23 protein-coding genes are annotated in these 26,672 nt (G+C 56.5%); 18 read left to right on the forward strand and 5 right to left on the reverse strand.

Going from position 1 to position 26,672, the window contains the following annotated elements:
* Positions 1 to 25 precede the first annotated feature (25 nt).
* Positions 26 to 1,420: an MmgE/PrpD family protein gene (locus K9B37_RS03310; protein ID WP_224311578.1), complete on the forward strand. Its 1,395-nt coding sequence runs from the start codon at positions 26 to 28 to the stop codon at positions 1,418 to 1,420.
* 20 nt (positions 1,421 to 1,440) lie between these two features.
* Positions 1,441 to 2,505: an agmatinase gene (gene speB, locus K9B37_RS03315; RefSeq protein ID WP_369414210.1), complete on the forward strand. Its 1,065-nt coding sequence runs from the start codon at positions 1,441 to 1,443 to the stop codon at positions 2,503 to 2,505.
* A 356-nt stretch (positions 2,506 to 2,861) separates the two neighbouring features.
* Here the strand turns inward: speB and K9B37_RS03320 are convergent, their stop codons facing one another.
* A complete protein-coding gene (locus K9B37_RS03320) occupies positions 2,862 to 4,517 on the reverse strand; it encodes an ABC transporter permease (protein ID WP_224311372.1) in 1,656 nt (551 codons plus the stop codon).
* Positions 4,514 to 5,587, reverse strand: a complete 1,074-nt coding sequence (locus K9B37_RS03325) for an ABC transporter ATP-binding protein (protein WP_224311373.1) — start codon at positions 5,585 to 5,587, stop codon at positions 4,514 to 4,516. Before K9B37_RS03325 ends, K9B37_RS03320 begins: the two co-directional genes overlap by 4 nt.
* A 110-nt stretch (positions 5,588 to 5,697) precedes the next feature.
* Between K9B37_RS03325 and K9B37_RS03330 the strand changes: the two genes are divergently transcribed.
* The 3 genes from K9B37_RS03330 to K9B37_RS03340 are packed head-to-tail and all read left to right on the forward strand — an operon-like array spanning position 5,698 to position 8,604.
* Positions 5,698 to 6,669 (forward strand): extracellular solute-binding protein, encoded by a 972-nt coding sequence (locus K9B37_RS03330; protein WP_224311374.1) that lies wholly within the window; start codon positions 5,698 to 5,700, stop codon positions 6,667 to 6,669.
* 32 nt (positions 6,670 to 6,701) lie between these two features.
* Complete coding sequence (locus K9B37_RS03335; RefSeq protein WP_224311375.1) at positions 6,702 to 7,694, forward strand: hypothetical protein; 993 nt, start codon at positions 6,702 to 6,704, stop codon at positions 7,692 to 7,694.
* 25 nt (positions 7,695 to 7,719) lie between these two features.
* Positions 7,720 to 8,604 (forward strand): MurR/RpiR family transcriptional regulator, encoded by an 885-nt coding sequence (locus K9B37_RS03340; protein WP_224311376.1) that lies wholly within the window; start codon positions 7,720 to 7,722, stop codon positions 8,602 to 8,604.
* A 24-nt stretch (positions 8,605 to 8,628) separates the two neighbouring features.
* On the opposite strand, the gene K9B37_RS03345 is transcribed toward K9B37_RS03340, so the two are convergent.
* The gene (locus K9B37_RS03345) at positions 8,629 to 9,405 is read right to left on the reverse strand and encodes an SDR family oxidoreductase (protein WP_224311377.1); all 777 of its coding nucleotides are present in this window, start codon (positions 9,403 to 9,405) and stop codon (positions 8,629 to 8,631) included.
* A 144-nt stretch (positions 9,406 to 9,549) separates the two neighbouring features.
* On the opposite strand from K9B37_RS03345, the gene K9B37_RS03350 reads away from it, so the two are divergent.
* From K9B37_RS03350 to K9B37_RS03380, 6 genes are all read left to right on the forward strand, one after another.
* Positions 9,550 to 10,695, forward strand: coding sequence for a mandelate racemase/muconate lactonizing enzyme family protein (locus K9B37_RS03350; protein WP_224311378.1), 1,146 nt, complete (start codon positions 9,550 to 9,552; stop codon positions 10,693 to 10,695).
* Between the two features lie 10 nt (positions 10,696 to 10,705).
* Complete coding sequence (locus K9B37_RS24860) at positions 10,706 to 11,581, forward strand: Rid family hydrolase (RefSeq protein ID WP_369414201.1); 876 nt, start codon at positions 10,706 to 10,708, stop codon at positions 11,579 to 11,581.
* Entirely contained in the window at positions 11,578 to 12,339 is a 762-nt protein-coding gene (locus tag K9B37_RS03365) for a creatininase family protein (protein WP_224311379.1), read from the forward strand. Before K9B37_RS24860 ends, K9B37_RS03365 begins: the two co-directional genes overlap by 4 nt.
* Positions 12,340 to 13,033: 694 nt before the next feature.
* Entirely contained in the window at positions 13,034 to 13,273 is a 240-nt protein-coding gene (locus K9B37_RS03370; protein WP_224311380.1) for a DUF3302 domain-containing protein, read from the forward strand.
* The gene (locus tag K9B37_RS03375; protein ID WP_224311381.1) at positions 13,270 to 14,205 is read left to right on the forward strand and encodes an HlyD family secretion protein; all 936 of its coding nucleotides are present in this window, start codon (positions 13,270 to 13,272) and stop codon (positions 14,203 to 14,205) included. The genes K9B37_RS03370 and K9B37_RS03375 overlap by 4 nt, the downstream gene beginning before the upstream one ends.
* A 203-nt stretch (positions 14,206 to 14,408) precedes the next feature.
* Positions 14,409 to 14,816 (forward strand): response regulator, encoded by a 408-nt coding sequence (locus tag K9B37_RS03380; protein ID WP_224311382.1) that lies wholly within the window; start codon positions 14,409 to 14,411, stop codon positions 14,814 to 14,816.
* An 89-nt stretch (positions 14,817 to 14,905) separates the two neighbouring features.
* Here K9B37_RS03380 and K9B37_RS03385 read toward each other — a convergent pair whose 3' ends face one another.
* Entirely contained in the window at positions 14,906 to 16,780 is a 1,875-nt protein-coding gene (locus K9B37_RS03385) for a glycoside hydrolase family 2 protein (RefSeq protein ID WP_224311383.1), read from the reverse strand.
* Positions 16,781 to 17,100: 320 nt separating this feature from the next.
* Between K9B37_RS03385 and K9B37_RS03390 the strand changes: the two genes are divergently transcribed.
* The 3 genes from K9B37_RS03390 (at position 17,101) to K9B37_RS03400 (ending at position 20,487) form a co-directional block, all read left to right on the forward strand.
* Positions 17,101 to 18,414 (forward strand): family 1 glycosylhydrolase, encoded by a 1,314-nt coding sequence (locus K9B37_RS03390; protein WP_224311384.1) that lies wholly within the window; start codon positions 17,101 to 17,103, stop codon positions 18,412 to 18,414.
* A gap of 19 nt (positions 18,415 to 18,433) precedes the next feature.
* On the forward strand, positions 18,434 to 19,645 hold the full coding sequence (locus tag K9B37_RS03395) for a glycoside hydrolase family 1 protein (RefSeq protein WP_224311385.1): 1,212 nt from the start codon (positions 18,434 to 18,436) through the stop codon (positions 19,643 to 19,645).
* A 287-nt stretch (positions 19,646 to 19,932) separates the two neighbouring features.
* Positions 19,933 to 20,487, forward strand: coding sequence for an NAD(P)H-dependent oxidoreductase (locus K9B37_RS03400; protein ID WP_224311386.1), 555 nt, complete (start codon positions 19,933 to 19,935; stop codon positions 20,485 to 20,487).
* A gap of 13 nt (positions 20,488 to 20,500) precedes the next feature.
* Here the strand turns inward: K9B37_RS03400 and K9B37_RS03405 are convergent, their stop codons facing one another.
* Positions 20,501 to 20,962 carry an Lrp/AsnC family transcriptional regulator gene (locus tag K9B37_RS03405; RefSeq protein ID WP_224311387.1) on the reverse strand — a complete coding sequence of 154 codons (462 nt, stop codon included), beginning with the start codon at positions 20,960 to 20,962 and terminating at the stop codon, positions 20,501 to 20,503.
* A gap of 492 nt (positions 20,963 to 21,454) precedes the next feature.
* Here K9B37_RS03405 and K9B37_RS03410 point away from each other — a divergent pair, with 492 nt between their 5' ends.
* The 4 genes from K9B37_RS03410 (at position 21,455) to K9B37_RS03425 (ending at position 26,670) form a co-directional block, all read left to right on the forward strand.
* A complete protein-coding gene (locus K9B37_RS03410; protein ID WP_224311581.1) occupies positions 21,455 to 23,053 on the forward strand; it encodes a TIGR04028 family ABC transporter substrate-binding protein in 1,599 nt (532 codons plus the stop codon).
* 82 nt (positions 23,054 to 23,135) lie between these two features.
* Positions 23,136 to 24,080 (forward strand): ABC transporter permease, encoded by a 945-nt coding sequence (locus tag K9B37_RS03415; RefSeq protein ID WP_224311388.1) that lies wholly within the window; start codon positions 23,136 to 23,138, stop codon positions 24,078 to 24,080.
* A gap of 125 nt (positions 24,081 to 24,205) precedes the next feature.
* Positions 24,206 to 25,006 carry an ABC transporter permease gene (locus K9B37_RS03420; RefSeq protein WP_224311582.1) on the forward strand — a complete coding sequence of 267 codons (801 nt, stop codon included), beginning with the start codon at positions 24,206 to 24,208 and terminating at the stop codon, positions 25,004 to 25,006.
* Positions 25,003 to 26,670 carry a dipeptide ABC transporter ATP-binding protein gene (locus K9B37_RS03425; RefSeq protein ID WP_224311389.1) on the forward strand — a complete coding sequence of 556 codons (1,668 nt, stop codon included), beginning with the start codon at positions 25,003 to 25,005 and terminating at the stop codon, positions 26,668 to 26,670. Before K9B37_RS03420 ends, K9B37_RS03425 begins: the two co-directional genes overlap by 4 nt.
* Positions 26,671 to 26,672 lie beyond the last annotated feature (2 nt).

A 26,672-nucleotide genomic window follows, 5' to 3' on the forward strand; every position in this document is an offset into this window, starting at 1 on the left:
CTAAGAGTCGTTCCCGGTCTTGAACATGCAAATCCGCTCGTCGCGTGTGGCTGCGATCGCTCAGTTCGTCGCATCCGCAGCTCCTTCTGACCTTCCGGAGCCCATTCGGTTCAAGGCGGCCCGCCATACGCTTGATACGCTGGCCTGTGGCGTTGCCGGGGCCGCCTCGCGGGAGGCACAGACCACTCTCGACCTCATCCTCAGCACCGAACAGAGAGGCGCCGTTCCAATCTGGGGTACGAGCGAGGCGCTTGGTGTTCGATCCGCTGCTCTCGTCAACGGTATTGCCTGTCATGCCTTCGAGCTTGACGATACTGGCGGGTGCGACCATTCGGGTGCGGTGGTCGTCCCAGCCGCTTTGGCCGCTGTGGCGCTTGCTGAATACCCGATCAGTGGCGAGGAGTTCCTGCTGGCAGTCGTGCTAGGCTACGATGTGGCACGCCGCGTCCTTGAGGCATGCGGTGGCTATGAGCCGCACAACGAGGCCGGATGGCATTCGACCGCAACCTGCGGCACTTTTGGGGCAGCCGTCGCTGCTGCACGAATCCTTAGACTCGATGCGATGTGCATCGCGCATGCGCTTGGTCATGCCGCGAGCTTCAGCGGTGGGCTATGGGCGTTTATCCACGACGGCAGCCAGACTAAGCGCATTCATGCCGGGCGTGCCGCGGAGGGTGGGTTATTTGCCGCACTTTTGGCGCGCGCCGGCGTGAGCGGGCCTTCCGCAGTCTTCGATGACGCATGGGGCGGCTTTCTTAAGACGTTTGCGCCCGATTCCGCACAGCCTGAAGCTCTCTGTGTAGGGCTCGGCGATAGCTGGCGTCTCGAACGGGTTTCTCTGAAGCCTTACGCCTCCTGTCGTGGCACACATTCGTCGATTGACGCGTTGGGGCAGATTCTTGACGGCAAGGGCCTAGCAGTTGACGAGGTGGGCCAGATCGAGGTCAGACTTAGCCCATTCCTCCATGATATGTGCGGCGGTCGGGATGTCTCCACCTTGCCGTTTGCTCAGATGAGCCTGCCTTACGCGCTTGCTGCGCGCCTTGCGTTCGGACAGGCTGGACTGTCTGCCTACGCAGCTGACAAGCGAGCCGATCCGCGCCTTCAGGCCGCGATGGGGCGGGTCAGTCTTATTGTCGACCAGGATATTGCTGCGAACGAAGAACCGTTCGTGCGCGTGATAACGTCCAATGGGCACGTGGAAGAAGCACGCGTACAGAAGGCGCTCGGTTCACCTGCAAATCCGATCACTGAGAACGCTTACTTTGCCAAGATCCGAAGCCTTACCGCGATGTCGCTGGACGAAGCGCGTGCGGAACGCCTTATTGAAGGCGTGCTGGGGCTGTGGAGACAGCAGGATATGCGCTGGCTGAACAATGCTCTGCGCTCAGAGGTGTCTCGTCCGTCCGTCTTCCGATAGAAATTCAAGGCATGGGGAATATCAGCATGGACCAGAGGAAGCTCGAACGCTTGCGCGTTCGGTACCAGGGAGCAACGGGCGGCGATATCGACAATGCAGATTTCCGCAAAGCCGCAAGCCTGCAATTCTCTGAAAGCGATCGACGCAAATGGCCCTTCGCTGATCCCGCAACCTTTCTTGACGCGCCATTTCGTCCGGACGTAACTGAGTTGCCTGATCTCGGTGGAATCGATGTGGCACTGATCGGCGTGCCGATGGATCTCGGAGTCACTAACCGGGCTGGCGCTCGCCTTGGGCCACGTGCTGTGCGCGCAATCGAGCGGATCGGTCCCTATGAACACGTCTTGCGCATGACGCCCATGGCGGATGTGAAGGTCGCAGACATTGGTGATGTCCCCTTTCGTAGCCGATTCAGTTTGGAATCATGTCATGCGGACATTGAGACCTTCTTCGCGAAAGTCGTCGGCGCGGGTGTCCTTCCGCTGGCCGTCGGTGGCGATCACTCGATCACTCGCGCCATCCTGGCTGCGGTTGGAAAGGATCGTCCCGTTGGTATGATCCACATCGATGCTCATTGCGATACGGGCGGAGTCTATGAGGGATCGAAATTTCATCACGGCGGCCCCTTCCGGCAGGCTGTTCTTGAGGGAACACTGGATCCGGAGCGCGTGATTCAAATCGGTATTCGCGGTGGTGCGGAGTATCTGTGGGAATTCTCCTACGCCTCCGGCATGACGGTCATTCACGCCGAGGAGGTCCCCCAAATGGGGATCGCTGCCATTGTCGAGAAGGCGCGCACCATCGTCAGGAATGAGCCTACTTATATCTCGTTCGACGTCGACAGTCTCGATCCAGGTTTTGCGCCGGGAACTGGTACGCCTGAAGTGGGCGGGCTTCAGCCGCGGGAGGTGCTGGAGATTCTCAGGGGCCTCGTCGGCATCAACATGGTTGGAGGCGATGTGGTCGAAGTCGCGCCACAATACGATGCGACGAGCAATACGGCGCAAGCCGGTGCGCAGGTCCTCTTCGAACTCCTTTGCCTCGCATCAAGCAATTTGAAGCGACACGAGATCCGGCAGTCATAACCGCTCGGATTGCCGATGAACGACAGCATAACAAGTCTCAGAAATGGCCATGCGCATAGTGCAGCCCTTTTATGAGGCATGCTGCATTGCAAAAGGGCGCAATGCAGCCGATATGAGCAGTGGCTGATTTCAACGCGGCATCGCTTTCTTCCTCCCAGCGCTGCCGTGTCGGCCGTTCCCTCTGGAAGGTTTTGACTTTTGTCGGACCTCACTTTAGCCGGGCTTCGTGCCCGGCTTTTTTTTAAGTTATATCATCCGTCGCTCCGCAGCCTATGCAGCGAAACTAGGGCGCATAGGCTGCTGGCAGTCTTATAAGGCTATAGCTCTTTGGGAAAACTCCACATGACAAGGGACGGCTAGAGCAATGCGCTCTCCTTTCGTCCGGACAAGTGAAATGCGCCATAGACTGCGATGACAGTCATGGTGAGTAGGATTGTCGAGAGCGCGGATGCAGTGCCATACTCACCATCCATGACTGAAAGATAGATACGAACCGGCATCGTGATCGTTCTACCGACGTAGAGAACGAGCGACGACGACAGTTCGTTCATGGCGGTCACAAAGCTCATGAGCGCTCCGGCGAGGATGCCTGGGGCGATCAAAGGCACGGTCACTTTCAAGAAGGCCTTGCCCGGTGAGTATCCAAGGCTGACTGCCGCATCTTCAAGGCTTGGCCCGACCTGCTTCAACGCTGCAGCTACTGACCGCGCAGAGTAGGGGAGGCGCCGAATATAGACGGCGAGAATGATGATGAAGCCCGTGCCGGTGAACGCGAGCGGCGGATCGTTGAAGCGGGTGATGAACGCGATGCCCATCACGATTCCCGGAACGACATAGGGAATCATCAGCAGGGCATCGAGGGACCCTGTCGCAACGCTGGGGCGCCGGGAGATCAAATAACCGATCAGGGTACCGCTGATGACGATGGCGATTACCGCGGCGAATGAAAAGTTCAGTGTATTCCAGATTGGATCGGAAACGGTTGAGATCACCTTCTCATAGCTTTGAAGGCTGAAACCAGGCTGAAAGACCGGTCCGCTGGTGCGTCTGAAGGAGAACAGCACCACGATGAGCGCCGGCAATGCGCCGAGCAGGACGATCGTGTACGCGAGGATATGGAGACCGGTCGCCTTGAGGCCGCGTACCCGCTGGCGTTCAGGCTTCTTGATCAAATTGCTGTAATAGACGTTCTTGCGCAACATCCAGCGCTGAGCGAGCACCACGATCATAGAGAGTACGATCAGGACCACGCTGAGCGCCGAGGCCATCCCAGGATTGCCTCCGACCTCGCTTGAGAACAGATTGAAAGCCTCCGTCGCCAGAACATTGAAATCGCGACCGATGATGCGAGGCGTGCCAAAGTCCGCAATGGAAAGTACGAAGGTCAAGAGCGCGCTGACCGAAATGGCGGGAAGGATCAGCGGGAAGGTTACGATGAAGAGCCGCTTCCATGGCGGGACACCGAGACTTTCCGCCGCCTCTTCCACGGATCGGTTGATGGCCGCCAGAGCTCCTGAGGTGATCAGGAAGACGTGGGGGAAGAACTTGAGGCTGAACACGAGGATGACGCCTGCCGCGCCATAGATCGGCGGGATTGAAAGGCCGATCGACGAAAGAGCCTTGCGAACGACCCCGCTTGCCCCGAACAACACAATCCATGCATAGGCGCCGATGAAGGGCGGCGATACCAGCGCTACGACCGCCAAAGTTTGAATCAGGGCGCGGCCGAAAATGCGAAAACGCGTCGTTATGAAGGCGAGCGTAACGCCAAGAATGAGCGCCCCAGCCATCCCGCCCAGTCCGGCGAGGAAGGTGTTTCCGATGGCACGTTGGTAGGCTTTCAGTGTGAAGATCTCGACATAATGAACCAGGGAAAAAGTCCCGGTCTCATTGTCGATCAGGCTCGCCTTCAGGATAGACGACAAGGGCCAGATCAAAAGAAGAAAGACGATAGCCCATGCGGCAATCAGCACGCAGGTCCAGAGTTCGAAGCGGATGCGCTTTGTCATCATGGCCGTCCAGCGCTCACGAGATCGCCATTGGCATCAAACAGGGCAGCTTTCGCGATGGGCAGCACAATATCGATTGTTTGCCCCTCCATTGCGATGAAATCCGCACTCGGATCCATCGCCTGAGCAATGATCTCTCCGGCCTCGGTTCCTAGCGTGTAGTGTGCCTCGCGGCCGAGGAACGTAACCTTTCGGACCTCCCCGCGCAGAGGTATGGCTGCTCCGGGGGAGCTGCCGGAGAGGATGACGTTTTCGGGCCTGATCGCCAGTTCAACCGGCCCTGTTCCATCAGCTCCCGGAAAATGCACGGATCGGCTGCCGATGAGCAACTGTCCGGCTTTCAGCGTCCCGGATATGAAATTCATGGTTCCGACGAAGCCCGCGGCAAAGCGACGGACGGGGTGGCGATAGATCTCGAACGGCGTTCCAATCTGTTCCACGCGCCCTTTATCCATGACGCAGATGCGGTCGGAGACCGCCAGGGCCTCTTCCTGATCATGAGTGACGTAGATCGTCGTGATGCCAAGGCGTCGCTGGATATCGCGGATGTCCTCGCGCAACTCGATCCGGAGTTTGGCGTCCAAATTCGAGAGGGGCTCATCCATCAAAAGCAATGTGGGACGGATCGCCATAGCCCGGGCCAAGCCGATTCGCTGCTGCTGCCCGCCGGACATTTCAGCTGGAAGGCGCGATTGATAGCCATCGAGCCGCACCATCTTCAAGCTCTCTGCGACACGCGTCTCGATTTCGGATTTAGGCAGAGAGCGAGCCTTGAGCCCGAATGCAACGTTCTCAGCAACCGTAAGGTGAGGGAAAACGGCATAATCCTGGAAGACCATGCCGATGTCGCGCTTGTGGGCAGGTTTCAGGTCGATACGTTCGCCCTTGACGACGATTTCGCCGCGATCTTGGTGCTGGAAGCCTGCGATGGTCCGCAGGAGGGTGGTCTTTCCGCATCCGCTCGGGCCCAGCAGAGTAAAGAACTCCCCAGAGGCGATCGTCAAATCGATACTTTCGAGGACGCGAACATCCCGATAGCTCTTTGCCAATCCCTGGATCCTCAGTTCGGCCACGCCCCACTCCTGTTTTTGGTATAACTACATCTTGGTCGCTTCCGACTTTACAAAACTTACAGCTTTCAGCAACATGGCGTAGCTTTGCTACCTAATCGGGGGAGGGAAAAATGCTGAAAGTAGGGCTAACAGCCGGAATGTTGCTGGCGTCGCTGAGCGTCGCAGCCATGGCGCAAGAGAAGACGGTGGTCGTTTATACGGCGCACAAGGCATCGATTGTCGATGCACTCGTTCCCAAATTCGAAAAGGAGACGGGCATTAAGGTCGACGTGGTGAAGGCTGGCTCCGGCGATATCATCAAACGGGTCAAAGCTGAATCGTCCTCCGCCAAGGCCGACGTGATCTGGAGCATCGGCGGGGAGCAGCTGGAAGACAACAAGGACCTACTGCAGACCTATTCGCCCAAGGAAGACGCTGCAATCCTTCAGACTTACAAGGTAAGTCCGGAATGGATTCCCTATACCGGTATTCTCCTGGTCATGGCCGTCAATAATAAGGAACTCAAGCCGAACGAGTATCCGAAGACCTGGGCTGAACTCGGCGATGCAAAGTGGAAAGGCAAGGTCTCCTCAGCCCGGCCTGATACATCTGGCTCCTCGTTCCAGCAGCTCGCGACAGTCCTGCTCGCCTATAAGGACAAGGGCTGGGATGTCTATAACAAGACTCTCGCCAATATGAATCTGTCCGATTCTTCTGGCGCCGTCCCGCGCTATGTTAACGATGGAGAGGCTTTGGTAGGCCTTACGCTCGAGGACAACGCTCTCGACTATGTCAAGGGCGGCGGTAACGTCGCGATTGTCTATCCGGAAGACGGCTCATCCACAGTGGCAGACGGCGTCGCACTCGTGAAGGGCGCTCCTCACGCGGACAATGGCAAGGTGTTTATCGACTGGCTTCTGTCCAAGCCTGTCCAGGAGCAGCTTGTATCGGAAATCGGCCGTCGCTCCGTGCGCAAGGACGTGACTGGTGCAGGACTTAAGCCGATCAGCGAGGTCAAGCTGGTCGATTACGATATCAAGAAAGTCGCCGAGCATCGCAACGAGTGGATTTCCAAGTGGAAGGCGGCTCTTCAGAGCCGCTGAAGTCAACGGATATCTAACGCGATAATAGAACCATGCTGATCGAGGCATTCTCAGAGGCGAAGGATCCGTCCAAGCCTCATACGAACGAGGATCGCCTCGTCATTCTCCCGGGCCGGGCGTATGCCGTCATCGACGGTGTTACGGACCGGCTCGGCACCCGGTATGACGGCATGCTTTCCGGCCAATATGCAGCGACGATTGTTCAGGGCGCACTTGAGCAAATTCTGAGCGCATCAAGCACGCCAGAGGATGGATTTGCCCTCGTCCGTGCACTGACCGGGGCTCTTGAGCGAGCGTACAAGGCTCATGGCGTCTTTGAGAAAGCTAAGATCGATTGGAATATCCGACTTTCCGCTGCGCTAGCCCTTGTTTGGGTTCGTGGGCCGAGCTTGGAGGTGATTCTTGTTGGCGACAGCGGCGTACGTCTCAATGGCCGGGAAACGTTACGCGTCGAGAAAGACCTGGATCTAATCACCTCGACGCTCCGTAGAGAGGCATGGCCGGTCATCGTCCGCAAGATTCGGAACCGTGCTCAGCACGAGCAACTGTCGCGACGCATTACCTGGCATGGCACTCGCCAAGCGATTGACGCCTTCGATGGCCTTCTGACGGCAGATGATATGAGGCAGATCGAAGAGTGTGCCATCAGCCGAAGTCTTTCGGCTCTGCCGCATATGTCACGTGATTTGATCGAGCATCTCGTCAAAGGTGGCATCGTTAACGCCCAAGGCGCCTATCAGAATGATAGCTCCACCATCCTTGGTTACGCCTGTCTCGATGGGTTCCCCGTCCCGGAGAATCTGATCCGGATCGAGCAGTTTGCCCTGGAGAAGGTCGAGACTGTGGAAATTTACTCCGATGGATATTTCGAACAGGGGGCAGCTTTCGGTGTCGCCTCCTGGGAGGAGGCTTTCGCTCGGGCTGAGCGTGAGGATCCATCGAAAGTCATTCATTATCTTTCGCCGAAGGGATCGACAGAGGCGACTTGGGCCGATGACAGGGCCTATCTCGGGGTTAAATTCTAGAGCCTCGTCCTTTGGGACCAACAGCATGAAGCATCCTGCCAGCCTGATCGAAGCCATTGAACAGGTCGCACCATCCCTGAGAAAGGCCGAGCGCCGGGTCGCGGATCTCGTGCTGCGGGATATTGAGGGGATGACCCGCATCAGTATCAAAGCATTCGCAGCACAAGCCGAGGTGAGCGAGCCGACGGTGATGCGCTTCACACGTCGTCTGGGATGCGATGGCTTCAGTGATTTCAAGATACGGCTGGCTCAGGATTTTGCCGTTGGCCGGATGTATATCGAGGCTGAGCGAAAGGTCCAGTCCGGCGATGCTCGCACGACGGCACAGCGGGTTTATCAATCGGGTGTGGATGCGCTTGCAACGACTTTCTCCGGCCTCGACGAGATGCTCCTGAACACAGCGGCTGCAACAGTTGCCCAAGCGAATCGCATCGTATGCCTCGGTGTCGGTGGAAGCTCCGCCATCATGGCACAGGAGATGGAAAATCGGCTGTTCCGGTTCGGCTTGGCTGTCAGTTCGTCGGCAGATGCCTACAAGCAGCAGATGCTTGCCGCCATTGCTGAGAAAGGTGATGCGTTCCTGATCTTCTCCGTCACCGGCAAACCGCAGTCCCTTGTCGATGCGGCCGAAATAGCGACCGCTCGAGGCGCCTCAGTCATTGCGGTGACGTTACCGGACTCTCCCCTTGCCGGGCGATCCACTCTGCTATTACCGCTCGTCGTTCCAGGCGACGAGGTTCATTTCAACTTTCCCAATCGCACACGTTATGGCCAACTGCTGGTGATCGACTGCCTTTCGGCAATCGTGGGCGCGCTGAAGCAGCCGGCCTCGGCACGTCGGTTGCATAGAATCCGGACAAGTCTGCTCGCCCTTCACGGCCATACCGAGGCGCAGCCGATCGGCGATTAGGAGAGCCGCAGCGAGTTGAATGGGCTAGAAGGCGTCACCGCAGAATTCCTGAGCCATCGTGATCGAACCCACCGAGAGACCGCCATCGACGGGAAGAATGGCACCAGTGATCATTCTCGCGTCTGAGCCGATGAGGAAGGTCGCAACACCCGCGATGTCCTCGGGGACACAGACGTCTCCTAGTGGGTACCAGCGCTTAAGACGCTCGAAAATTGCTGGGTTCTCCTTCACCCGGGCTTGCCATGCTTGAGTCTTGACCGTTCCCGGAGCGATGGCATTCGCGCGAATGCCATAACGCCCGAATTCCACTGCCAGGAAGCGTGTGAGCTGAATGAGGCCTGCCTTGGCTGCACTGTAGGCGGGGTAGCCGTAGATGCCCACACCGTTAACGGAGGCGATGTTGATAATCGCTCCACGCTGACGGGCCTGCATACCGTCCTGGACAGCCCGCACACAGCGCCACGCGCCGTTGAGATTGAGCTCCATGTCAGAAAGCCAGGCCGCCTCTGAGGTCTTCGAGAGGGTCGGACTGACGACGCCTCCGGCATTATTGATCAGGACGTCGATGGGCCCCAGGCGCCCCTCAGTTTCCGCGACAGCGCTCGCGATGGACGCTACGTTTGTCACGTCGGCGGGAATCACGATCAGTCGCTCAGAAGAGCCAAGGCTCTCCTGCGCGAGCTCAAGTGCCGCGCGATCCTTATCCAGCATGGCAATGCGATGGCCATCTCGAAGAAAGCGCGCGCACATGGCCCGCCCGATGTCACCTGCGCCGCCCGTCACGATAATGGTTTGGCTCATCGTCGTCACTCCCGCCGAATCCTGTTCCTTACGAAATGTAGCGTCACAAAAATTCAGTGGTCAAAATTTTTCTGAGCTCTGCAAATTCCGTTGTTTAACTACTTTTCTGCTTGTAGTCTCCCTTTGCTTCTTGACCGGTGTCGTATGGATATCAACGCTAAAACCATTGTTCGCTTCGACTATGAAGAGGTCATTGTTCCCGCCCATCCCGGCGTGATCAATTCCGAGAGCCTTAATAAGCCTCTCCACATGTTACCGGTGGCGGGGAAGCGTGCTTGGTCGGTTCAATTCGACGAGTTGCCCAAGCTCATTCTGCGTATGACCCTCAAAGATGGAACCGTGGGGCTCGCGGAATTCTATCGGGATCACAACTGGTCGATCATCGAGAATATCTCGAGCATGCTTCTTGGCCAGAGCATTGCCGAGATGCCGTTGCAGGATCTTCCTATCGCTCTTTGCCGTGAATATGATGGCTTCGAGTGCGCAATCTGGGATGCCTATGCAAAATCCCTTGACGTTCCGCTTCACCGTCTTCTCGGCGGTGCAGTTCGCAGCCACGTAAAGATCAGCGCATGGTCGAGTCACCGCACGGTGAGTGAAATCGGCCCCTGGGTCCGGCAGTACCGAGAGCAGGGGTTCGATTGCATCAAGTTCAAATGCGACCTCGAGGATGACGTGGTCGCCTGGTGCAAAGAAATCCATAAGCATGCACCCGGTATGAAGGTGATCTTCGACCCCAATCAGCGCTGGGAAAATGCCGGAAATGCCCGGCCGATCATCCGGGATCTGGAGAAGATCGGAAATGTCCTTCTGCTGGAGGATCCGATTCAGCGTTGGATGATCCAGGACTATGCCAATCTTCGCCAGTTCAGTGCCATCCCCATCGCCCTCCATGTATCCTTACCTTATGTTTTTCAGGGGCAGCGTCCTTATGAGGCTGTGAATGCCGTTGCCCATGGCGCGGTTGATGGCTTCAATTTCAATGGTGGGCTCGCCAAGTTCAAGGCGATGGCTGATATGGCGGCAATGTCGGGATTGCCGTGCTGGCATGGATCAGAGGTCGATCTCGGCATTTTGGAAGCGATGTATGTGCATCAGAGCGCTGCCGCAGCGAGTTGCACATGGCCGAGTGACATTTTCGGTCGCATGATCCGCTCACACGATCTGCTCAAGACACCCCTCATTGTGTCCCCGCCGCATATTCGCTTACCTGAGGGGCCGGGTCTCGGCATTGAACTTGACGAAGAGGCGGTCCGCCGTTTCAAAGTGTCGGAGCGAACGATCCGTTAGGGGCAGAACCATGACAGACGTTAATCCATTCCCGTCGACCGATGCGGCGCGCCATGCGATCTGGGAAATGCTCGTTCATCGCGATATCGATGCTTTCGTGGCTGGCGATTGGGATGCGCATTTTCGCGATTTCGCACCGGATCTATTCTTCGGGATCGACGGGCGGTTCTCAGATAACCCGGACAGCTGGCGCGTCACATATGCGGATATCAACCGCTACCGGCAGGCATGGCTGGATGGTGCGAGGGAGCTTAAGGGGCGTATCCCTGATGAGGCCTTGCGCAAATCTCTCTTCGAGCTTACGGGCCTGCGAGATATCGAGATCATGGGTGATTTCGCTCTCGCGCGAAAGAAGTTTGACGGCTCTCTCCGTCTGGATGATGGAACAGTAACGACACTGCGCTGGCAGACGCAGTATTTTTGCCGGAACATTGAAGGCCGTTGGCGGATCGCGGGTTTCATTGGGTACCTTCCCAATCCGATGGGAACAAACCATCGCCCGGAAGCAGTCAAGCGCGCACCGCCTGCCGCTCAGGCGCCTGGGCACGGTCCGTACTCGCCGGTTATTGAGGTTACTCCAGGCCGCATCGTCGTGATTTCCGGGCAGGCTGGCGTCGGCCCGGATGGGAAAACGGTCGGAGCGGATATTCGTACGCAGGCCCGGATAACCATCGAGAACTGCGCCATGCAGCTCCGCAATGCGGGCTGCACCCTGGCCGACGTGTTCAAGGTCAACGTCTATATGACGGACTTGAATGATTGGCCGGCCTTCAACGAAGTCTATGCCGAGATGATGCCGCATCCGCTCCCGGTTAGGACAGCGGTGGAGACCAGATTACTTCGGGACTTCGTCGTGGAAATCGAACTCTGGGCGGTGAAGCCATGAGATGGGAAACGCTCACAACGCAAGAGATCAATACCATAGACCGCTCAGTTCCTATTGTGCTGAATATCGCAGCCATTGAGCAACACGGACCACATCTCCCGCTTGACACGGATGCCCGTATCGGAGACCACTTCCTGAGTGAGCTGGATGAGCGACTTCATAAGGGAGTGCTCATCCTGCCGCAGGTCAAAGTCTGCTGTTCCGAACATCATATGGATTTCACCGGCACTTTGACCGTTCGGCACGAGACGTTTCTTCTGTACGTTGGCGAGATCATCGAATCCGTTGTCCGTCATGGATTTCGGAATATCATTCTCTTCAACAGCCACGGCGGGAACCAGGCTATCGGTCAGGTTCTGCTGGAAAGCTTCGGCGCCAAACATAAGGATTGTCGCATTGCGATGCTGACTTGGTGGCGCCTCGCTGCCAGCGAGTTGAGCAAAATCCGCGAAAGCGACTTTGCCGGCGTCAATCACGCGTGTGAGTTCGAGACATCGCTCATGCTGCTTGCTGCTCCGGACAGTGTTAGGCGTGACCTTATAACCGGCATGAACTATGCCGGAACTTTTGATTGGGCCAATTCCGATATGATCCTGCCGGCACGAGGAGCCTTGTTCCGCAGTATGAAGGATATGTCTGGCGGCACGGGCGTCGTCGGCGATCCATCGCGCGCAAGCGCCGACAAGGGCCAACGGATCACAACAGCAGTGGTCGATCAGTTGGTCCACGTTGTCGAGAGCCTCACACAAGCACACTGACGCTCCGCAGTCGGGAAGACACCCGTCAATATGCTTGCATATCGACTCGGTGATCCTGAAGCCGGCACCGATGCGCTGAAAGACCCATCGCGATCATATCAAGCTCGCTGTGCAAGGCCGACATTGGAAATCGTCCGCGCGGCATGGTCGGCTTTTCCATCCGGACTACCGTCTCGCTTTAGAAGCTTACCGATGCGAAACATTAGAGCGGAGTTCCTCGATCTTCCATTGTGAGAACTATCCTAAGTGACCCTTCCCGCTTCTCACGCCCGCCCTAGATGCATTGATGAATAGAGATCAATAGTCCTGCGTCCACCTAGGCTCACGGCGAGCCTTCTTTGATCGGCAGCATTGTCGACGCCGCTCCTATATCGCCAGATATCCGCATCTAGCGGGGGCTCATGGATTCGCAAAGGGCGTCGACCTCAGATCGATTTTATAAAGGTTCAGCCTGTCGAGGCCTGCTCTGGCGCCTGCTCTATCGATGCAGCCGCAATTTGAGAATCGCCATTTCGGGTCGGGCGACTGAATTTATGCCCCCCTCCGAGGCGACTTGCGAGCTCTGGCTTGCAGTTGCAGCGTCTTCATTCGACGTCCCAGAAGCATCTCAAATGCTAGCGCACGGAATAGATCGGCAGTCATATGGTGCGGATCCGAAGAAAATGTTCGAATTCGACGCCGTGGGGAGATCCTGATGTCTGCCATCGATGTTTTCGCGTGGATCGTCCTATTCGTACTCTTTGCAAGCCTCATTGCGGTCTTTGTGGCTCTCGGGATGATGCCGGGGCACATTGCGCGCAAACGCGGGCATCCGTGGCCTGAGGCGGTAACAGTCGGGAGTTGGGCCACGTTGATCTGCGGCTTCGTATTCTGGCCCCTGGTTTTGATCTGGGCGTATGTAGACGTACCAGTACGGCGGGAGCCGGCGCGATGATCGTTGTCCTGCTCAACTCGTACATTGCCCTCCTTGCCCTGTTCGTCTGGTTGCGTTTCATACCATTCAACCTGTTCTGGAAGCTTTCGCCGGTTCTCGTACTGCTCCTTCTCCTTGTTGGCCTGTTCATTCCCATGGGGTGGGGTGCACCGTCGGGACCCGTTGCAGTTGTGCGCAATTCGGTTCAGATCATTCCTTCGGTCGCAGGCGAGGTCGTTGATGTGCCAGTCGCGGCTAATACACCGGTCAAAGCGGGAGATGTTTTGTTCCGCATCGATCCAACAACCTATCAAGCTCAGGCTCGGGCAGTTGAGGCACAACTCAAGCTCGCTGAGCTGCGCCTATCCCAGTTCTCTGAGCTACAGAGACACGACACAGGACGGGCCTTCGATGTTCAGCAACGAGAGGCCGAAGTCGAACAACTGCGGGCTGACCTCGACGCAGCTAAATGGAACCTCGACAAGACCACGGTGCGCGCACCCGTCGACGGCTATGTGACCAATTTGGCGCTGCGCAAGGGGGCGCGCATCACAGCACAGTCTCCGGTGATGGCTTTCATCGACACGTCGGAAACGATCTTAGGTATAGAAGTTCCACAAATCTACGCGCGCTATATTGCGATCGGCCAGCCGGTTGAAGTCACATTCAAGACTTTCCCCGGCCAAATCTATACTGGTCGCGTCGAGGCGGTGCTGCAGGCGATCGCCACTGGGCAGACTCAGCCAAGTGGTCTTGCCGTTGCCCCCTCGGAGATCCAGGCAGCTCCTTTCGTGGTCCGCGTAAGAATCGACGATCAGGACGCGGCGCATCATCTTCCAGCGGGAAGTACCGGACTCGCAGCAATTTTTACCGATCATGTGAAGGCAAGTCACATCATTCGGAAAGTCGTCCTGCGGCAGGCAGCAATATTAAACTATGTCAATCCGTTCTGAGCGGCCCAAAGATTGCTATCGTATATTCTGCTACGTTCGAAACTGCTCATGAAATAACTGTTTCTACTGCCACGCTGAAACCAGTGAGCAGGTCGATCGTTCCACATTTCAACGTATGTTAGTCTAACCAGACTGCTTTGCAGGATACGGAAACGCGCGATGTACCTGTATTTCGCCGCAAGCAGAGAACGGGGAGATGGGTCATGAGCAGCCTGCAACCCTTGCAGCATGTCGCTTTGATCATCGAAGATGACGTAGAAGTTCGTGAACTCGCGGCAACGTTGCTGGAAGAGACCGAACTTGATGTGGTCGAGGCTGAGAATGCGGAAGTTGCGCTTGCCTACCTTCAGAAACGCGGAGGCGAGGTAGCAATGATCTTTGCAGATATCCGACTTCCAGGGGAAATGGATGGGGTCGAGCTTGCACAATTCGCCGCAAGGAACTGGCCCACAATCAGGATTGTGGTTACGTCGGGAAGCAATGGCGATCGCCTCAAAACTCTTCCCGATTGTGTTACCTTTATCCCTAAACCTTGGCGCGGCTTGGACGTGCTTATTCAAGCGGAGAAGGCTATCCATCAATCTCAGTTTCCAGTTGCGCAGTCGCATTGACTGTATCGATCATACGGCTTTTGCCGCGGACGATCTGTTCGATATCATGGCGAAATTGACGCGCCGTTTATTTGCAATGGAAGCTTGTACTACTCCTGCCCACGGTCCTTCCGGCGCCGTTCGACCTCCTGTTTGATCAGGGCATCCAGAATCTCGCTGGGGACGGCCTTCGAGGGGCGGCTGTTAATGGCGCGTATGCGAGCAGAGTCGAATTTTGCTTGACGGTCGATCGTAAAGAGGCCGTTCGTTTCTTGTCCGGTGTCAGTGAGTTGAGTGTAGCAAAAGCCCGCCAATGCACTCGATGAAAGCAGAGCATCGACAAGTTGCTCGTAGCGGTCCAGCAACTCGTTGGGGCTCGTGAACTGTCCATATCCGAACCAGTCTTCGCTGGCTTGTGGCACGAAACCTAGGCCGCCGAACTCACTTATGATGATTGGTTGGTCTTTAAGAGCGACTCCTTCTCCGAGCAAAGGGTGGTGGTGAGGGCGAATTTCGCGAAATGTTGTCGCAATGGCTTGGCGATCCGAGTATCGCTCTCGCAGCATATCGCCAGTAGGCGCATAGTCGTGCACGCCGAAAATATCGCCGACAGCATGCTGCCAGCCATCATTCGCGATCACAGGCCGAGTTGCATCGAGGGCATGGGTAAGGTGATACAATGCCCGTACAAAGTCACGCTGCTGAGCCGAGCGATCGAGATCCGGAACACCCCAGCTTTCGTTGAGGGGCACCCATGTAATAATCGATGGGTGGTTATAGTCTCGGTGCACGGCCTCCATCCATTCGCGCGCCAGCATCTCCGCAGATCGATCGGAATAGACATAAGCATTGGCTGCTTCGCTCCAGACCAGCATGCCGAGTCGGTCACACCAATAGAGGAAACGTGGATCTTCGATTTTCTGATGAATGCGAATGCCGTTGAATCCGAGGGATTGGGCGAGCTCTACCTCGCGTCTGAGTGCTTCTGCATCTGGAGCCGCAAGCAGAGAATCTGGCCAGTAGTTTTGCGCCAATACCAGCCGCAGAAAGATGGGGACACCGTTTATAATGAAGCGTCCATCGCGTGCCTCTATCCGGCGCAGGCCGAAATAACTCTCCACGCGGTCGATAACAACATCGTTCTCATCAAGAAGTTCAATAGTCGCGTCAATGAGATTAGGATGCTCCGGAGCCCAGAGCAGGCTGCGGCGACGACGAATGGCAGCGTTGTTAATATCGAGCAGCAGAACGCGCCGTATCTCGCGTACAGAGAGACTGTATCGATCGTCGATGAGGAGCTGCCGCGGGCGATCACCTGAAAGCTGGACGCGAATATGCCATCCATCACGAGGCGCCCTGTCAAGCCTGAGCGTCAGCGCTACACCAAAAAGGTCGACGTCGGGTGTCCACCGAATCTCGGAAATCGCTACCTCTGGGACTGGCTCTAGCCAGACCGGCTGCCAAATTCCGGTCGTTCGATGATACCAGATATAGCCGGGCTGTTCTTCCCAATATTGCTTGCCGCGCGGTTGCTGCAGATCCCTCGGGTCGTCCTCGGCTCTCACCGTTATCGTCTGTGTCTCATCGGGAACGAGCAGCGATGTGATATCCGCTTCGAATGGTGTCTGTCCCCCAACATGCTCGACGGCCATTCGACCGTTGACCCAGACAGTCGCCTTGTAATCGACTGCTCCGAAGTGAAGGAGAAGGCGATCCTTGCGAGCTGTTTCATCGACGCGAAATTCCCTGTAGTACCAAACTACAGGATGGAAGCTCGTATCATGGACTTCCGAAAGTTTGCTTTCGGCAGGAAAGGGAACCACTATTTCACGATCGAAAGAGGTGGTCTGCTCGAACCATCGCTCAACCAGTCCCCGGTTGCGATCATCGAAGGCAAATCGCCACTTGCCACACAGATCGATCCAGCGATCACGTCGGAACTGTGGACGGGGATGAGTACCTGCCTGTGAGATCATCTCGATCATTGAAGCGCTCCCCGCTAAAAAAGGCCCGCCCGCGCCGCGAGGCCTCTATCGTTAGGCTTGCGGCCGGGCAGCCAGGCGACGCCAAATATAAGCCAAACTGGAGGTGGCTTCGCCCGGTTCAAGGTCGCTCTATTTTCCGCTTGACGCAAAAGCCCCGCTTACGGTTAACGCAGAAAGATCGGAGATGTTCTGAGATCCGCATGCAACTTTCTCGCAGTTGAACCGTTTCCTGGCGTGGATCACGTGACGGCCGAGGTTGATTTTGCGGCCGAACCGCTGTGCTGCAGTGGAAGCACTGACGCTCAAGGGACGGCCCCGGCATGACCCAAACTCTTCCCAGTCGATCTCAACTGCACCGTTTGACCGCTCCAGATGCATTCTGGTGGTCCACGGGGATCGAGGATACATTCATTACAGCGCCGCATGCTGCAACGGGGCGGACTCTCGACGAGTACGAACTGACCGGCCATTATGATCGCTGGTATAAGGATCTCGGTCTTATTGCCGAGCTTAGTGTGCCCTGCGCGCGCTACGGGGTGCCGTGGCATCGGATCCAGCCCGATCGAGCAACTTGGGATTGGACCTTCCCTGATGAGACCTTAGGCCGCCTTCTTGAACTGGGGATCGAACCTCAGGTTGATCTCGTTCACTATGGATTGCCGCGATGGATCGAGGGTGCCTTTCTTCACCCCGATTATCCAAAACTCGTGTCTGACTATGCGGCTCGTCTCGCCGAACGTTTTCGCGGGCGGATTACATGGTACACACCTCTCAACGAGCCCCGCATTACGGCTTGGTATTGCGGGCGTCTCGGATGGTGGCCACCTTTCCGTCGCAGCTGGCCTGGGTTTGTGGCTCTGATGCTGGCCATCGCAAAAGGAATGGTCGAAACGGTCAAGGCACTCGAAAGTGTCGATCCTCGCATCGTGCCGTATTTCGTCGATGCCACGGATCTCTTCGACACGGACGATAGCGAGCTTGCAGACGAGGCCAAGCGTCGACAGGAGATCGTATTTCTGGCACTCGATCTTGTCTCGGGCCGGGTCGATGACCGTCATTCTTTATGGACATGGCTATTGAAGAACGGGGCGAGCGAACCCGAACTTGCCTATTTTCTTGATAGTGCTGTCCAATTGCCAATTGTCGGCATGAACCTTTATCCGATGTTTACGCAAAAGAAGTTGCTGCGCGATGCTGGCGGACGCTTCCGCATCCGCATGCCCTATGCGGGAGCTGAGCTCATCACTCGCCTCGGGCATTTGTATTATGAGCGCTATCGCGTGCCGCTCATGATCTCGGAGACCGCGTCGATGGGGTCCGTGCGACGCCGACTTTCTTGGCTTGAGAACTCGGTTGAAGCCACGCGGCAGCTCCGCAGCAAAGGCATTCCACTTGTTGGCTATACATGGTGGCCGATGTTCGCGCTTGTCACGTGGGCCTATCGTCAAGGCAGACGTCCGGTGACTGAGCATTTGGCACAGATGGGGCTGTGGGACATCGTCCCGGACCCGGCAGATCCGCTGCGACGGGTGCCCACACCCGTTATGGAGGCCTACATGCGGCTGGTACGGAGCGGGTTGGAAGGTGTTGGCACGCTGTCAGATGCTTCGTCTCGTGTTTCTATGATGCAATAAGGCAGACAGGGAGAGCACAATGTTCCGCAGCTTCTTTCTGGCGGGCTTCGAGGGCTCTACAGGGTACAATCGTCATGGTCTCTGGTTCGACCAAGTCGTCGCTACAGGCCATGACAAGACCGTTGATGAGGATTATCGACAACTCGCGGAACTCGATATTCATGCGGCGCGTGAGACAATTCGTTGGCCCTTGGTCGACCTTCGGAATGGGCACTACGACTTCTCCACTGTTGAGCCCTTCGTCGAAGCAGCCCGCCGACATCGTGTGGAGGTCATATGGGACCTTTTCCATTACGGCTATCCGCAGAATCTCGATCCCTGGAGCGATGAATTCACGAATATTTTTGCGGATTATTGCTATGCGGTTGGTCGCTACATCGCTCAGCGCACGGATGGGATTTGTGCCTTCACGCCTGTGAACGAGCCTTCATTCATGGCTTACGCAGCCGGAGAGAAAGGGCTATTTGCTCCGCATGCGACCGGTCGGGGCTGGGATCTGAAAGTGGCGCTCACAAGAGCTGCTATCGAAGGTATCAATGCCTTGCGGGCTGCCTGCCCGCGAGCGCGCATAATCAACGTCGATCCATTATGTCGCGTGAGTTATCCTCCTGATCGCCCTGACTTGGAGGAAGATGCGCGAGATTTCAACGAGCGTCTTGTGTTTCAGAGCTGGGATATGTTGTGTGGACGGCTCCTGCCCGAACTCGGAGGAAGCCGCAGACACCTCGACGTCGTGGGGATCAACTATTACTGGACAAACCAGTGGGAGTTGGGGGGAACTGCACAGGACGACGGGGTCATTCCACCGCTCTCCGATGATGATCCGCGACGATGGAATTTGGGCGATCTCGTTCGCTCGGTTTGGTCTCGTTATGGTGGCGACGTTATGATTACCGAAACGAGCCATATCGGGGAGCATCGGAGCCGTTGGTTGCAGGAGGTCGCTGTCGAGGCAGAGGTGTTGCTTCTCGAAGAGGTTCCCCTACGTGGCGTGTGTCTCTATCCCATCCTCGGAATGCCGGAATGGCATGATCGAGACGTCTGGACCCCTATGGGACTGTGGGATCCGGTTTCGCACCATGAGCCCCATGGCGAGCGTCTGATCCACGAGCCTATGCTCGAAGCACTGCAGGCGGCCCGCCACATTGATGAGCTCCATCGTGCCGCACAGAGGCGGGCAGCGAGTCTCAGAGCGAAGTGGATCGAGCGACGTGAAGTGACTGCCGAGTAGCTTATATAGTCGCGGGGAGCCCGTTAAGAGGTTTGGCTGAGCCGCCGCCAAACCCTGATAATGCAAGTTTTCTTTCAACGAGAGCGCAACTCGTGGCATCGACCCTCTGTTCGATTGGACAGCGCGTCATTGGGAGGCATTGGAGTCGGCACGGACGACAAAAGTTCTCCAATGGCGGCTGCAGGGGAAACAGCATTTCTCGACAGCAGGAGATTTTAGGAAAGCGTTCTATTGATTTGGCTGAGCATTCAGGAAATTCTGAAAGGCGCATCAGCGAGCAAAATTCCATGCCCAAGATCGTTGCCATTTCAGGCAGCCCTACGCTTCAGTCCCGCACGAGCCGACTGGTTTCGGAAATTCAGATCCGTATTGCCCAGGAGACCGGCGCGAGTGCGCGGATGATTGACATTGCTGAAATCGCGCCCGAACTCACTGTTCGATCCCGCGCTGATGCCTCGGCGCTCCTGATCGAGGCATTGCGTGATGTCGAACGGACCGACTTATTGATTGTTGGATCTCCCGTCTACAATGGCTCCTATACAGGTCTTTTCAAGGCCTTCATCGATCTCGTCGATTACAAGTCTCTCATTGGCGTTCCCGTCGCTCTGCTTGCGACAGGCGGCACTGACCGTCATGCGATGGTCATCGACCACCAATTCCGTCCACTCTTCGGCTTCTTCAATGCTCAGGTATTACCGACAGGCGTCTTTGTCTCTGACAGTGCCTATCGTGACGGGCGAATACAGGATGCACTCCTGCAACGGCGCCTGTCTCATCTCGTTCGGGAGGGAGTTGCTGCACTTCGTGCACGCAGCCGCGTTCGGAACAGCAGTCTTGCCTAAGTGAAAGCTTGCGTTACCTCTCTGGATTCAGAGCAAGGGCCGTGGTCGCTTTCACCCGTTGCATAGCGAAGCGTGAGGTAACGTTCTTGAGCGGAATTGTCCCTATGAGCCGCTTATAAAAGCGATCATAAGCAGCCATATCGGGAACGACGACGCGAAGCATATAGTCTACGTCTCCAGCCATGCGATAGAATTCCATGACCTCGGGCATGACCGAGACTAGTTCTGCGAAGCGCTCCAGCCACGTGCCGGAATGATCATTGGTTTCGATCGATACGAAGACGGTCAGCCCGAGTCCGACCTTTTCCGGATTGACCAGAGCGACGCGTTTTTGAATCACGCCGGATGCTTCTAGTCGCTGCACGCGTTTCCAGCAGGGGGTCTGAGACAGGTTCACCTTTTGCGCGAGTTCCGCAATCGAAATGCTCGCGTCCTCCTGCAGGAGAGTCAGGATCTTGATATCAGTCGCATCCATTTGGGTAACTGCAAATCCAAGGGATCAGAAAGAGGCCAGAGAAGGCGATTTAGAAAATTATTCTAAATGCCTAGTCGTTTTCGATCATTTGTGGAATTTTGTTCCTTTTGCAAGGCGAAAATAGATCTGGCCGCCTCCCAAGGCGACAATTCTCAGTGTCGCATAGTGTCTCCGCTACATAAAGTTAGAGACGTTCTATATAACGAACGAGACAACAGGCTGTCGGCACGATTTACCGCTGGTTCCGGTCTCGGAACCGGTGAGGTTCCAAAAAAAAGACGGTTCTTCTACGGCGCATGGCAGAGATAGAAGAATCTTCCAGATGTCCTTGTTCTAAAAAAAGAACGTTCCAATTGCCGTTCCGTCCAATTGCCGAGATAATTCCCTCAGTCACTCGGATCATCGAGACAGCATGCAGGGGTAATAATCGTGTCGCTCACGGGACGCTTCGTAAACAAAGCCGGTTTGACCGCACGAGTCGGGGTCTCGCTCTTGGCCATCGGCTGGGGGCAGGCTTCATTGGCGGCGGATCGGAATAAGACGCCCTCCATCGGTGGAACGCTGGTCTATCTCGAGCAGCAGACCCATACGAATCTCTATCCCCCAGCGGGAGGATTCTATCCCAACGGGGGTATTCTCAATCAGATCACGGACAAGCTGACTTACCAGAACCCGCAGACCCTCGAGATCGAGCCTTGGATCGCAGAGGCGTGGACGGTGAATGCGGACGCAACCGAATACACTTTCAAGATCCGGTCTGGCATCACTTTCTCCGACGGGACGCCGCTTGATGCAGCGGCCGTTGCCAAGAATTATGACACATTCGGTCGTGGCAATAGGGAATTGAAGCTTCCGATTTCGGAGGTGATCAATAACTACGAGCGCAGCGAAGTTCTCGATCCACTCACCGTCAAGTTCTATTTCAAGAGGTCATCACCTGGGTTCTTACAAGGGACCTCCGTCATCGGCTCAGGACTCGTGTCTCTGGCAACCTTGTCACTGCCTTACGAGGCGCTCGGCGACGCCACGAAGATTATTGGGTCTGGTCCGTTCGTGGTGACAAGCGAGACGCTCGGCCGTGAACTCACTCTCGCCGCGCGCAAGGACTATAACTGGGGGCCTGCAAAGTTGGCTCATCAAGGACGCGCCTATCTCGACACCATCAAGCTCATCGTCACCCCGGAAGATAGTGTCCGCATCGGTGCTTTGCTCGCCGGCCAAGCCGATTTCATTCGCCAGATCCAAGCCTACGACGAGAAGCAAGTGGAAGATGAAGGGTATCGGATCCATGCGCCTTCGACACGCGGCGTGAACAACAGTGTTGTGTTCCGGCCGGACAACCCCTTGGTAGCCGATATTCGCGTTCGCCGGGCGCTACTTCATGCCACCAATACGGACGAGATTGTCTCCACACTCTTCTCACACAATTATCCCAAGGCGACGTCAATCATCGCGAGGACCGCACTCGGATACACTGACCTTTCATCGAAGCTGACTTACGACATCGACAAGGCGAAAGCCCTGCTCGACGAAGCGGGCTGGAAGGTAGGTTCCAATGGTCTGCGCCAGAAGGACGGCCAAACGCTTGATCTCTCGGCTTATGAATCCTTGCCGCAGCCGCAGAACAAGGAAACGCTGCAACTGGTTGCCCAGCAATGGGGCAAGATCGGCGTGAAGCTCAACGTCCTGACCGGTGACTCTGGAACTGCGACGGTGAATAACCTGGACCCGTCCAAGGCTCCTGTATCACCTGCCATGGTCGGGCGCGCCGATCCGGACGTCATCAAGAGCCAGTACTATCCGACGAACCGCAATGTTTTGCTGCAGAAGGGCGGCAATAGCGACAAGGTGAAATCCTTCGTCGATGAAAAGCTGAACAGCCTTTTGGAAAGTCTGGCCTCCGAGCCTGACCGCATCAAGCGCCTCGCGATCGCAGGTGAGATTCAGTCCTACGTGATCGATCAGGCTTATGCCATTCCGATTTTCGAAGAACCTCAGGCGTTTGCCGCTGCACCCTACGTGAACGGAATTGCCTTCGAGGCAGTAGGGCGTCCGAGCTTCTACGATATCTGGCTAGCCCCCCGTTCGTAATAAAGGTGATCCGGCCAGGATGGAATGTAGACTTCCTCCGGTCGGAGCCCGCAATGCCATGATTTTTGAAATGGAATGAGCGATGTCCAGATATCTGATCAAGCGGATAGGGCAAGCGATCGTCGTCCTTTGGGCCGCGTTTACGGTGTCGTTTGTTCTGCTGCAAGCGCTGCCCGGCGATGCGATCCTTATCAAGTTCTTGAACCCTGAACTGGGATTGGGGCCGGAGCAAATTGCAGACATCCGAGCGTCCTACGCCGCCGACGTCTCGGTTCCGGTTCAGTACTTCCATACAGTTGCGAATTTCCTGACGGGGAACTTCGGGTACTCGATCCAGGCAGGTGTTCCTGTTGGCGACGTGCTTGTTGCAAACCTGCCTCCGACCATATGGCTGGCCGCCTTGGGCTTTATGTTGGCAGTTGTCGTTGCCGTCGGGATCTCCGCGCTCTCCGTGCTGACACCTTTCATATGGGTGAGATCATTGTTTCGGTCTTTGCCGTCCCTGTTCATTTCGACGCCGGTCTTCTGGCTTGGAATTCTGCTGATCCAGATCTTCTCATTTCAACTCAAGCTCATTCCTGTCATCAATCCAGGTCCATGGCAGGCTCTCGTCCTCCCAGTCTTGACACTAGCCGTTCCTATCTCTGCACCGTTGGCGCAGGTGCTTATGCGGAACATCGATCACGTCTTGACAGAGCCGTTCGTCGCTGTGGCTCGTGCGAAAGGTGCCTCGCGCCGGTGGGTGCTGTGGAGGCACGTCGCAAAGAACGCCGTGCTTCCGACTCTCACCATTGCCGGAATCTTGTTTGGCGAACTGCTCGCCGGAGCAGTTGTGACCGAGGCAGTCTTCGGGCTCAATGGGATCGGTGGGCTGACTCAACGTGCTGTTACCAATCAGGACATCGCAGTTCTACAGGCCATCGTGGTTTTCTCCGCCGCGGCGTTCGTGATCATCAACCTCGTGGTCGATCTGCTCTATCCGGTCTTCGACCCACGCCTCAGAAGCAAAGGGGAAGTTGTCGCATGACAAGCCTGAACTCGACGGGCCGAAGCATGGTTCGCACGGACGCTGCCGTTATCGCGAGTGTTTCCTCGACTTTGCGGCGCACACGCGAACGGGCATTTATCTCGTCTGCGACGCATCTGTTGCGAATGCTAAGGCACATTCCGGTCGGACTTGTGCTGGCGTGGTTGGTGATTGGGGTGGCTGTCCTTTGGGCGCTCATTCCCGACCTGTTCACCAGCTACAGTGCAACGATAGGTGTAGCACGCCAGCAGCTGCGTGCTCCCAGTGCCGAGCATTGGTTCGGGACGGATGCGCTTGGCCGGGATCTCTATGCCCGCATAGTCTACGGCGCCGGAAACTCACTCACAGGCGCCTTTGTCGCGGTCGGTGTCGGCCTCATCGTCGGCACTGCACTGGGCCTCGTGGCGGGATCCGCACGCAGCAGAGTTGACGGCGCGATCATGCGCAGCGTCGATGTGCTGTTGTCGATTCCTCAACTTCTTCTGTCGCTGAGCATCGTTATCCTTCTTGGCTTCGGGACCGTGAACGCCGCCATTGCCGTCGGTATCACATCCATCGCGAGCTTTGCCCGATTAGCCCGCTCCGAAGTCGTCCGCGTTCGCAGCAGCGACTATGTGGAGGCCGCCTTCGGCAGTGGCGGTACATTCGGTCGCGTTTTGATGCGGCATGTGCTGCCAAACTCTCTGACGTCAGTCATCGGCCTCGCGGCGCTGCAATTCGGGTCCGCTATCCTGGCAATCTCGACTCTGGGCTTTCTTGGCTATGGTGCGCCACCGCCCACGCCGGAATGGGGGCTGCTTATCGCGGAGGGACGCAACTACATCGCGCGAGCTTGGTGGCTGACGACAGTGCCGGGGATCATATTGATCTTGGTTGTCCTGTCAGCAAACCGTATCAGCGAGTCGTTCAGCAGGAGCCGCTCATGAGCGCGACGATACATCGCGATCGGCTCATGGACGATATATCTGATGTACCGGTGTTGGCGGTCAACAACCTCGCAGTCTCCTATCGGAATGGCAATGACGTTCAACGAGTCGTATATGATGTTTCCCTGAGAGTGAAGCCTGGCGAGGTCGTCGCGATCGTCGGAGAGTCAGGGTCCGGTAAAACAACAACCGCTCAGGCCATAATCGGTCTTCTCGCAGAGAACGGGAAGTTGGATGCGGGAGTGATCCGACTAAACGGGACGGATATTGCGGCATGGTCCCAGAGGCAGCTCGACACGGTGCGAGGGTGCAAGATCAGCCTCATTCCACAGGATCCGACCGGATCTCTCAACCCGGTCAAGACGATCGGGGAGCAGGTTGCAGAGATCCTGCAGATTCATCGATATGGCAGTAGGGAGGCGATCGATACTCGCGTCATTGAGCTTTTGACACGAGTAGGTCTGTCCCAGCCAGAGTTACGGGCCAGTCAATATCCGCACGAATTGTCGGGGGGTATGCGCCAGCGCGTTCTGATCGCTATTGCGGTCGCACTACGGCCGGCGCTGATTATCGCTGATGAACCTACGAGTGCTCTCGATGTCACCGTGCAGAGACGCATCCTCGATCTCATCGATGAACTACGGAATGAATACGGAACGGCCGTACTGCTCGTTACGCATGATCTCGGGGTTGCGTCTGATCGCGCGAATCATGTCGTCGTTATGAAGGCTGGTCGTATCCAGGAGCAGGGGCCAACACAGCAGATTCTGACGTCGCCAAAAAGTGAATATACGCGTCAGCTTCTTGCCGATGCACCCTCTCTCCGAAAGGCTAAGTATCACTCAAGAAGCCGGAGTAGGCCGGAGGTAGATGGTGACGACGTCATTGTGGTGGACAATCTGCTTCAGGATTTTCCCTTAGGAGGACGTCGACGGGAGTCCTTCAGGGCTGTGGATGGTATCTCATTCAGAGTCCGGCGAGGTTCGACGCATGCGATCGTTGGCGAGTCCGGCTCGGGAAAGACGACGACGGCTCGCAGCATCGTTGGATTCCAGAAGCCGACGGCAGGCCGTATTCTCGTCGATGGGACCGACATCACGACGCTCCGCGGTGAAACGCTTCGTCAGTTCCGACGCAGGATCCAGCTTGTTTATCAAAATCCGTTCGGATCTCTGGATCCGTTGCAGACGGTTTTTCATATCATTGAGGAACCTCTTCTCAACTTCGATCCCCTGCCGAGAGAGGAAAGGGCGCGAAGAGTGCAGCATATCCTTGATCGCGTCGGTCTCCCGCAAGCGGTTTTGACAAGGAAGCCGCATGCACTGTCTGGCGGGCAGCGGCAACGTGTTGCCATCGCCCGCGCTCTCATCCTCAATCCGCAGGTGCTAGTATTGGACGAGGCCGTCTCCGCGCTCGACGTCACAGTACAAGCGCAGATCCTTGGATTGCTCGATGAGCTCCAAAGGGCGCTCGGTCTGACCTACCTGTTCATCTCGCATGATCTGGCGGTCGTTCGCCAGATTTCGGACACCGTTTCTGTTCTTCACAACGGTCGTCAGGTTGATGGCGGTACGGTCGAGGAGGTCTTCTCGCGTCCCGTGAGCAGCTACACGCGCGAACTCATCGACGCGATCCCGGGGCAGCTAAGCCCAGTTCACGTCTGAGA

The sequence above is a fragment of the Microvirga puerhi genome (assembly GCF_020089865.1).
Lineage (GTDB): Bacteria > Pseudomonadota > Alphaproteobacteria > Rhizobiales > Beijerinckiaceae > Microvirga > Microvirga puerhi.

Excerpts from the sequence above, each read along its gene's own strand:
- K9B37_RS03340 (WP_224311376.1), top strand. The coding sequence starts at position 7,720 with ATGAAGCATCCTGCCAGCCTGATCGAAGCCATTGAACAGGTCGCACCA.
- K9B37_RS03420 (WP_224311582.1), top strand. The coding sequence starts at position 24,206 with ATGCTAAGGCACATTCCGGTCGGACTTGTGCTGGCGTGGTTGGTGATT.
- K9B37_RS03380 (WP_224311382.1), top strand. The coding sequence starts at position 14,409 with ATGAGCAGCCTGCAACCCTTGCAGCATGTCGCTTTGATCATCGAAGAT.
- K9B37_RS03385 (WP_224311383.1), bottom strand. The coding sequence starts at position 16,780 with ATGATCGAGATGATCTCACAGGCAGGTACTCATCCCCGTCCACAGTTC.
- K9B37_RS03370 (WP_224311380.1), top strand. The coding sequence starts at position 13,034 with ATGTCTGCCATCGATGTTTTCGCGTGGATCGTCCTATTCGTACTCTTT.
- K9B37_RS03310 (WP_224311578.1), top strand. The coding sequence starts at position 26 with ATGCAAATCCGCTCGTCGCGTGTGGCTGCGATCGCTCAGTTCGTCGCA.
- K9B37_RS03405 (WP_224311387.1), bottom strand. The coding sequence starts at position 20,962 with ATGGATGCGACTGATATCAAGATCCTGACTCTCCTGCAGGAGGACGCG.
- K9B37_RS03350 (WP_224311378.1), top strand. The coding sequence starts at position 9,550 with ATGGATATCAACGCTAAAACCATTGTTCGCTTCGACTATGAAGAGGTC.
- K9B37_RS03345 (WP_224311377.1), bottom strand. The coding sequence starts at position 9,405 with ATGAGCCAAACCATTATCGTGACGGGCGGCGCAGGTGACATCGGGCGG.
- K9B37_RS03335 (WP_224311375.1), top strand. The coding sequence starts at position 6,702 with ATGCTGATCGAGGCATTCTCAGAGGCGAAGGATCCGTCCAAGCCTCAT.
- K9B37_RS03320 (WP_224311372.1), bottom strand. The coding sequence starts at position 4,517 with ATGATGACAAAGCGCATCCGCTTCGAACTCTGGACCTGCGTGCTGATT.
- K9B37_RS03330 (WP_224311374.1), top strand. The coding sequence starts at position 5,698 with ATGCTGAAAGTAGGGCTAACAGCCGGAATGTTGCTGGCGTCGCTGAGC.
- K9B37_RS03400 (WP_224311386.1), top strand. The coding sequence starts at position 19,933 with ATGCCCAAGATCGTTGCCATTTCAGGCAGCCCTACGCTTCAGTCCCGC.
- K9B37_RS03365 (WP_224311379.1), top strand. The coding sequence starts at position 11,578 with ATGAGATGGGAAACGCTCACAACGCAAGAGATCAATACCATAGACCGC.
- K9B37_RS03390 (WP_224311384.1), top strand. The coding sequence starts at position 17,101 with ATGACCCAAACTCTTCCCAGTCGATCTCAACTGCACCGTTTGACCGCT.
- K9B37_RS03425 (WP_224311389.1), top strand. The coding sequence starts at position 25,003 with ATGAGCGCGACGATACATCGCGATCGGCTCATGGACGATATATCTGAT.
- K9B37_RS03375 (WP_224311381.1), top strand. The coding sequence starts at position 13,270 with ATGATCGTTGTCCTGCTCAACTCGTACATTGCCCTCCTTGCCCTGTTC.
- K9B37_RS03395 (WP_224311385.1), top strand. The coding sequence starts at position 18,434 with ATGTTCCGCAGCTTCTTTCTGGCGGGCTTCGAGGGCTCTACAGGGTAC.
- K9B37_RS24860 (WP_369414201.1), top strand. The coding sequence starts at position 10,706 with ATGACAGACGTTAATCCATTCCCGTCGACCGATGCGGCGCGCCATGCG.
- K9B37_RS03415 (WP_224311388.1), top strand. The coding sequence starts at position 23,136 with ATGTCCAGATATCTGATCAAGCGGATAGGGCAAGCGATCGTCGTCCTT.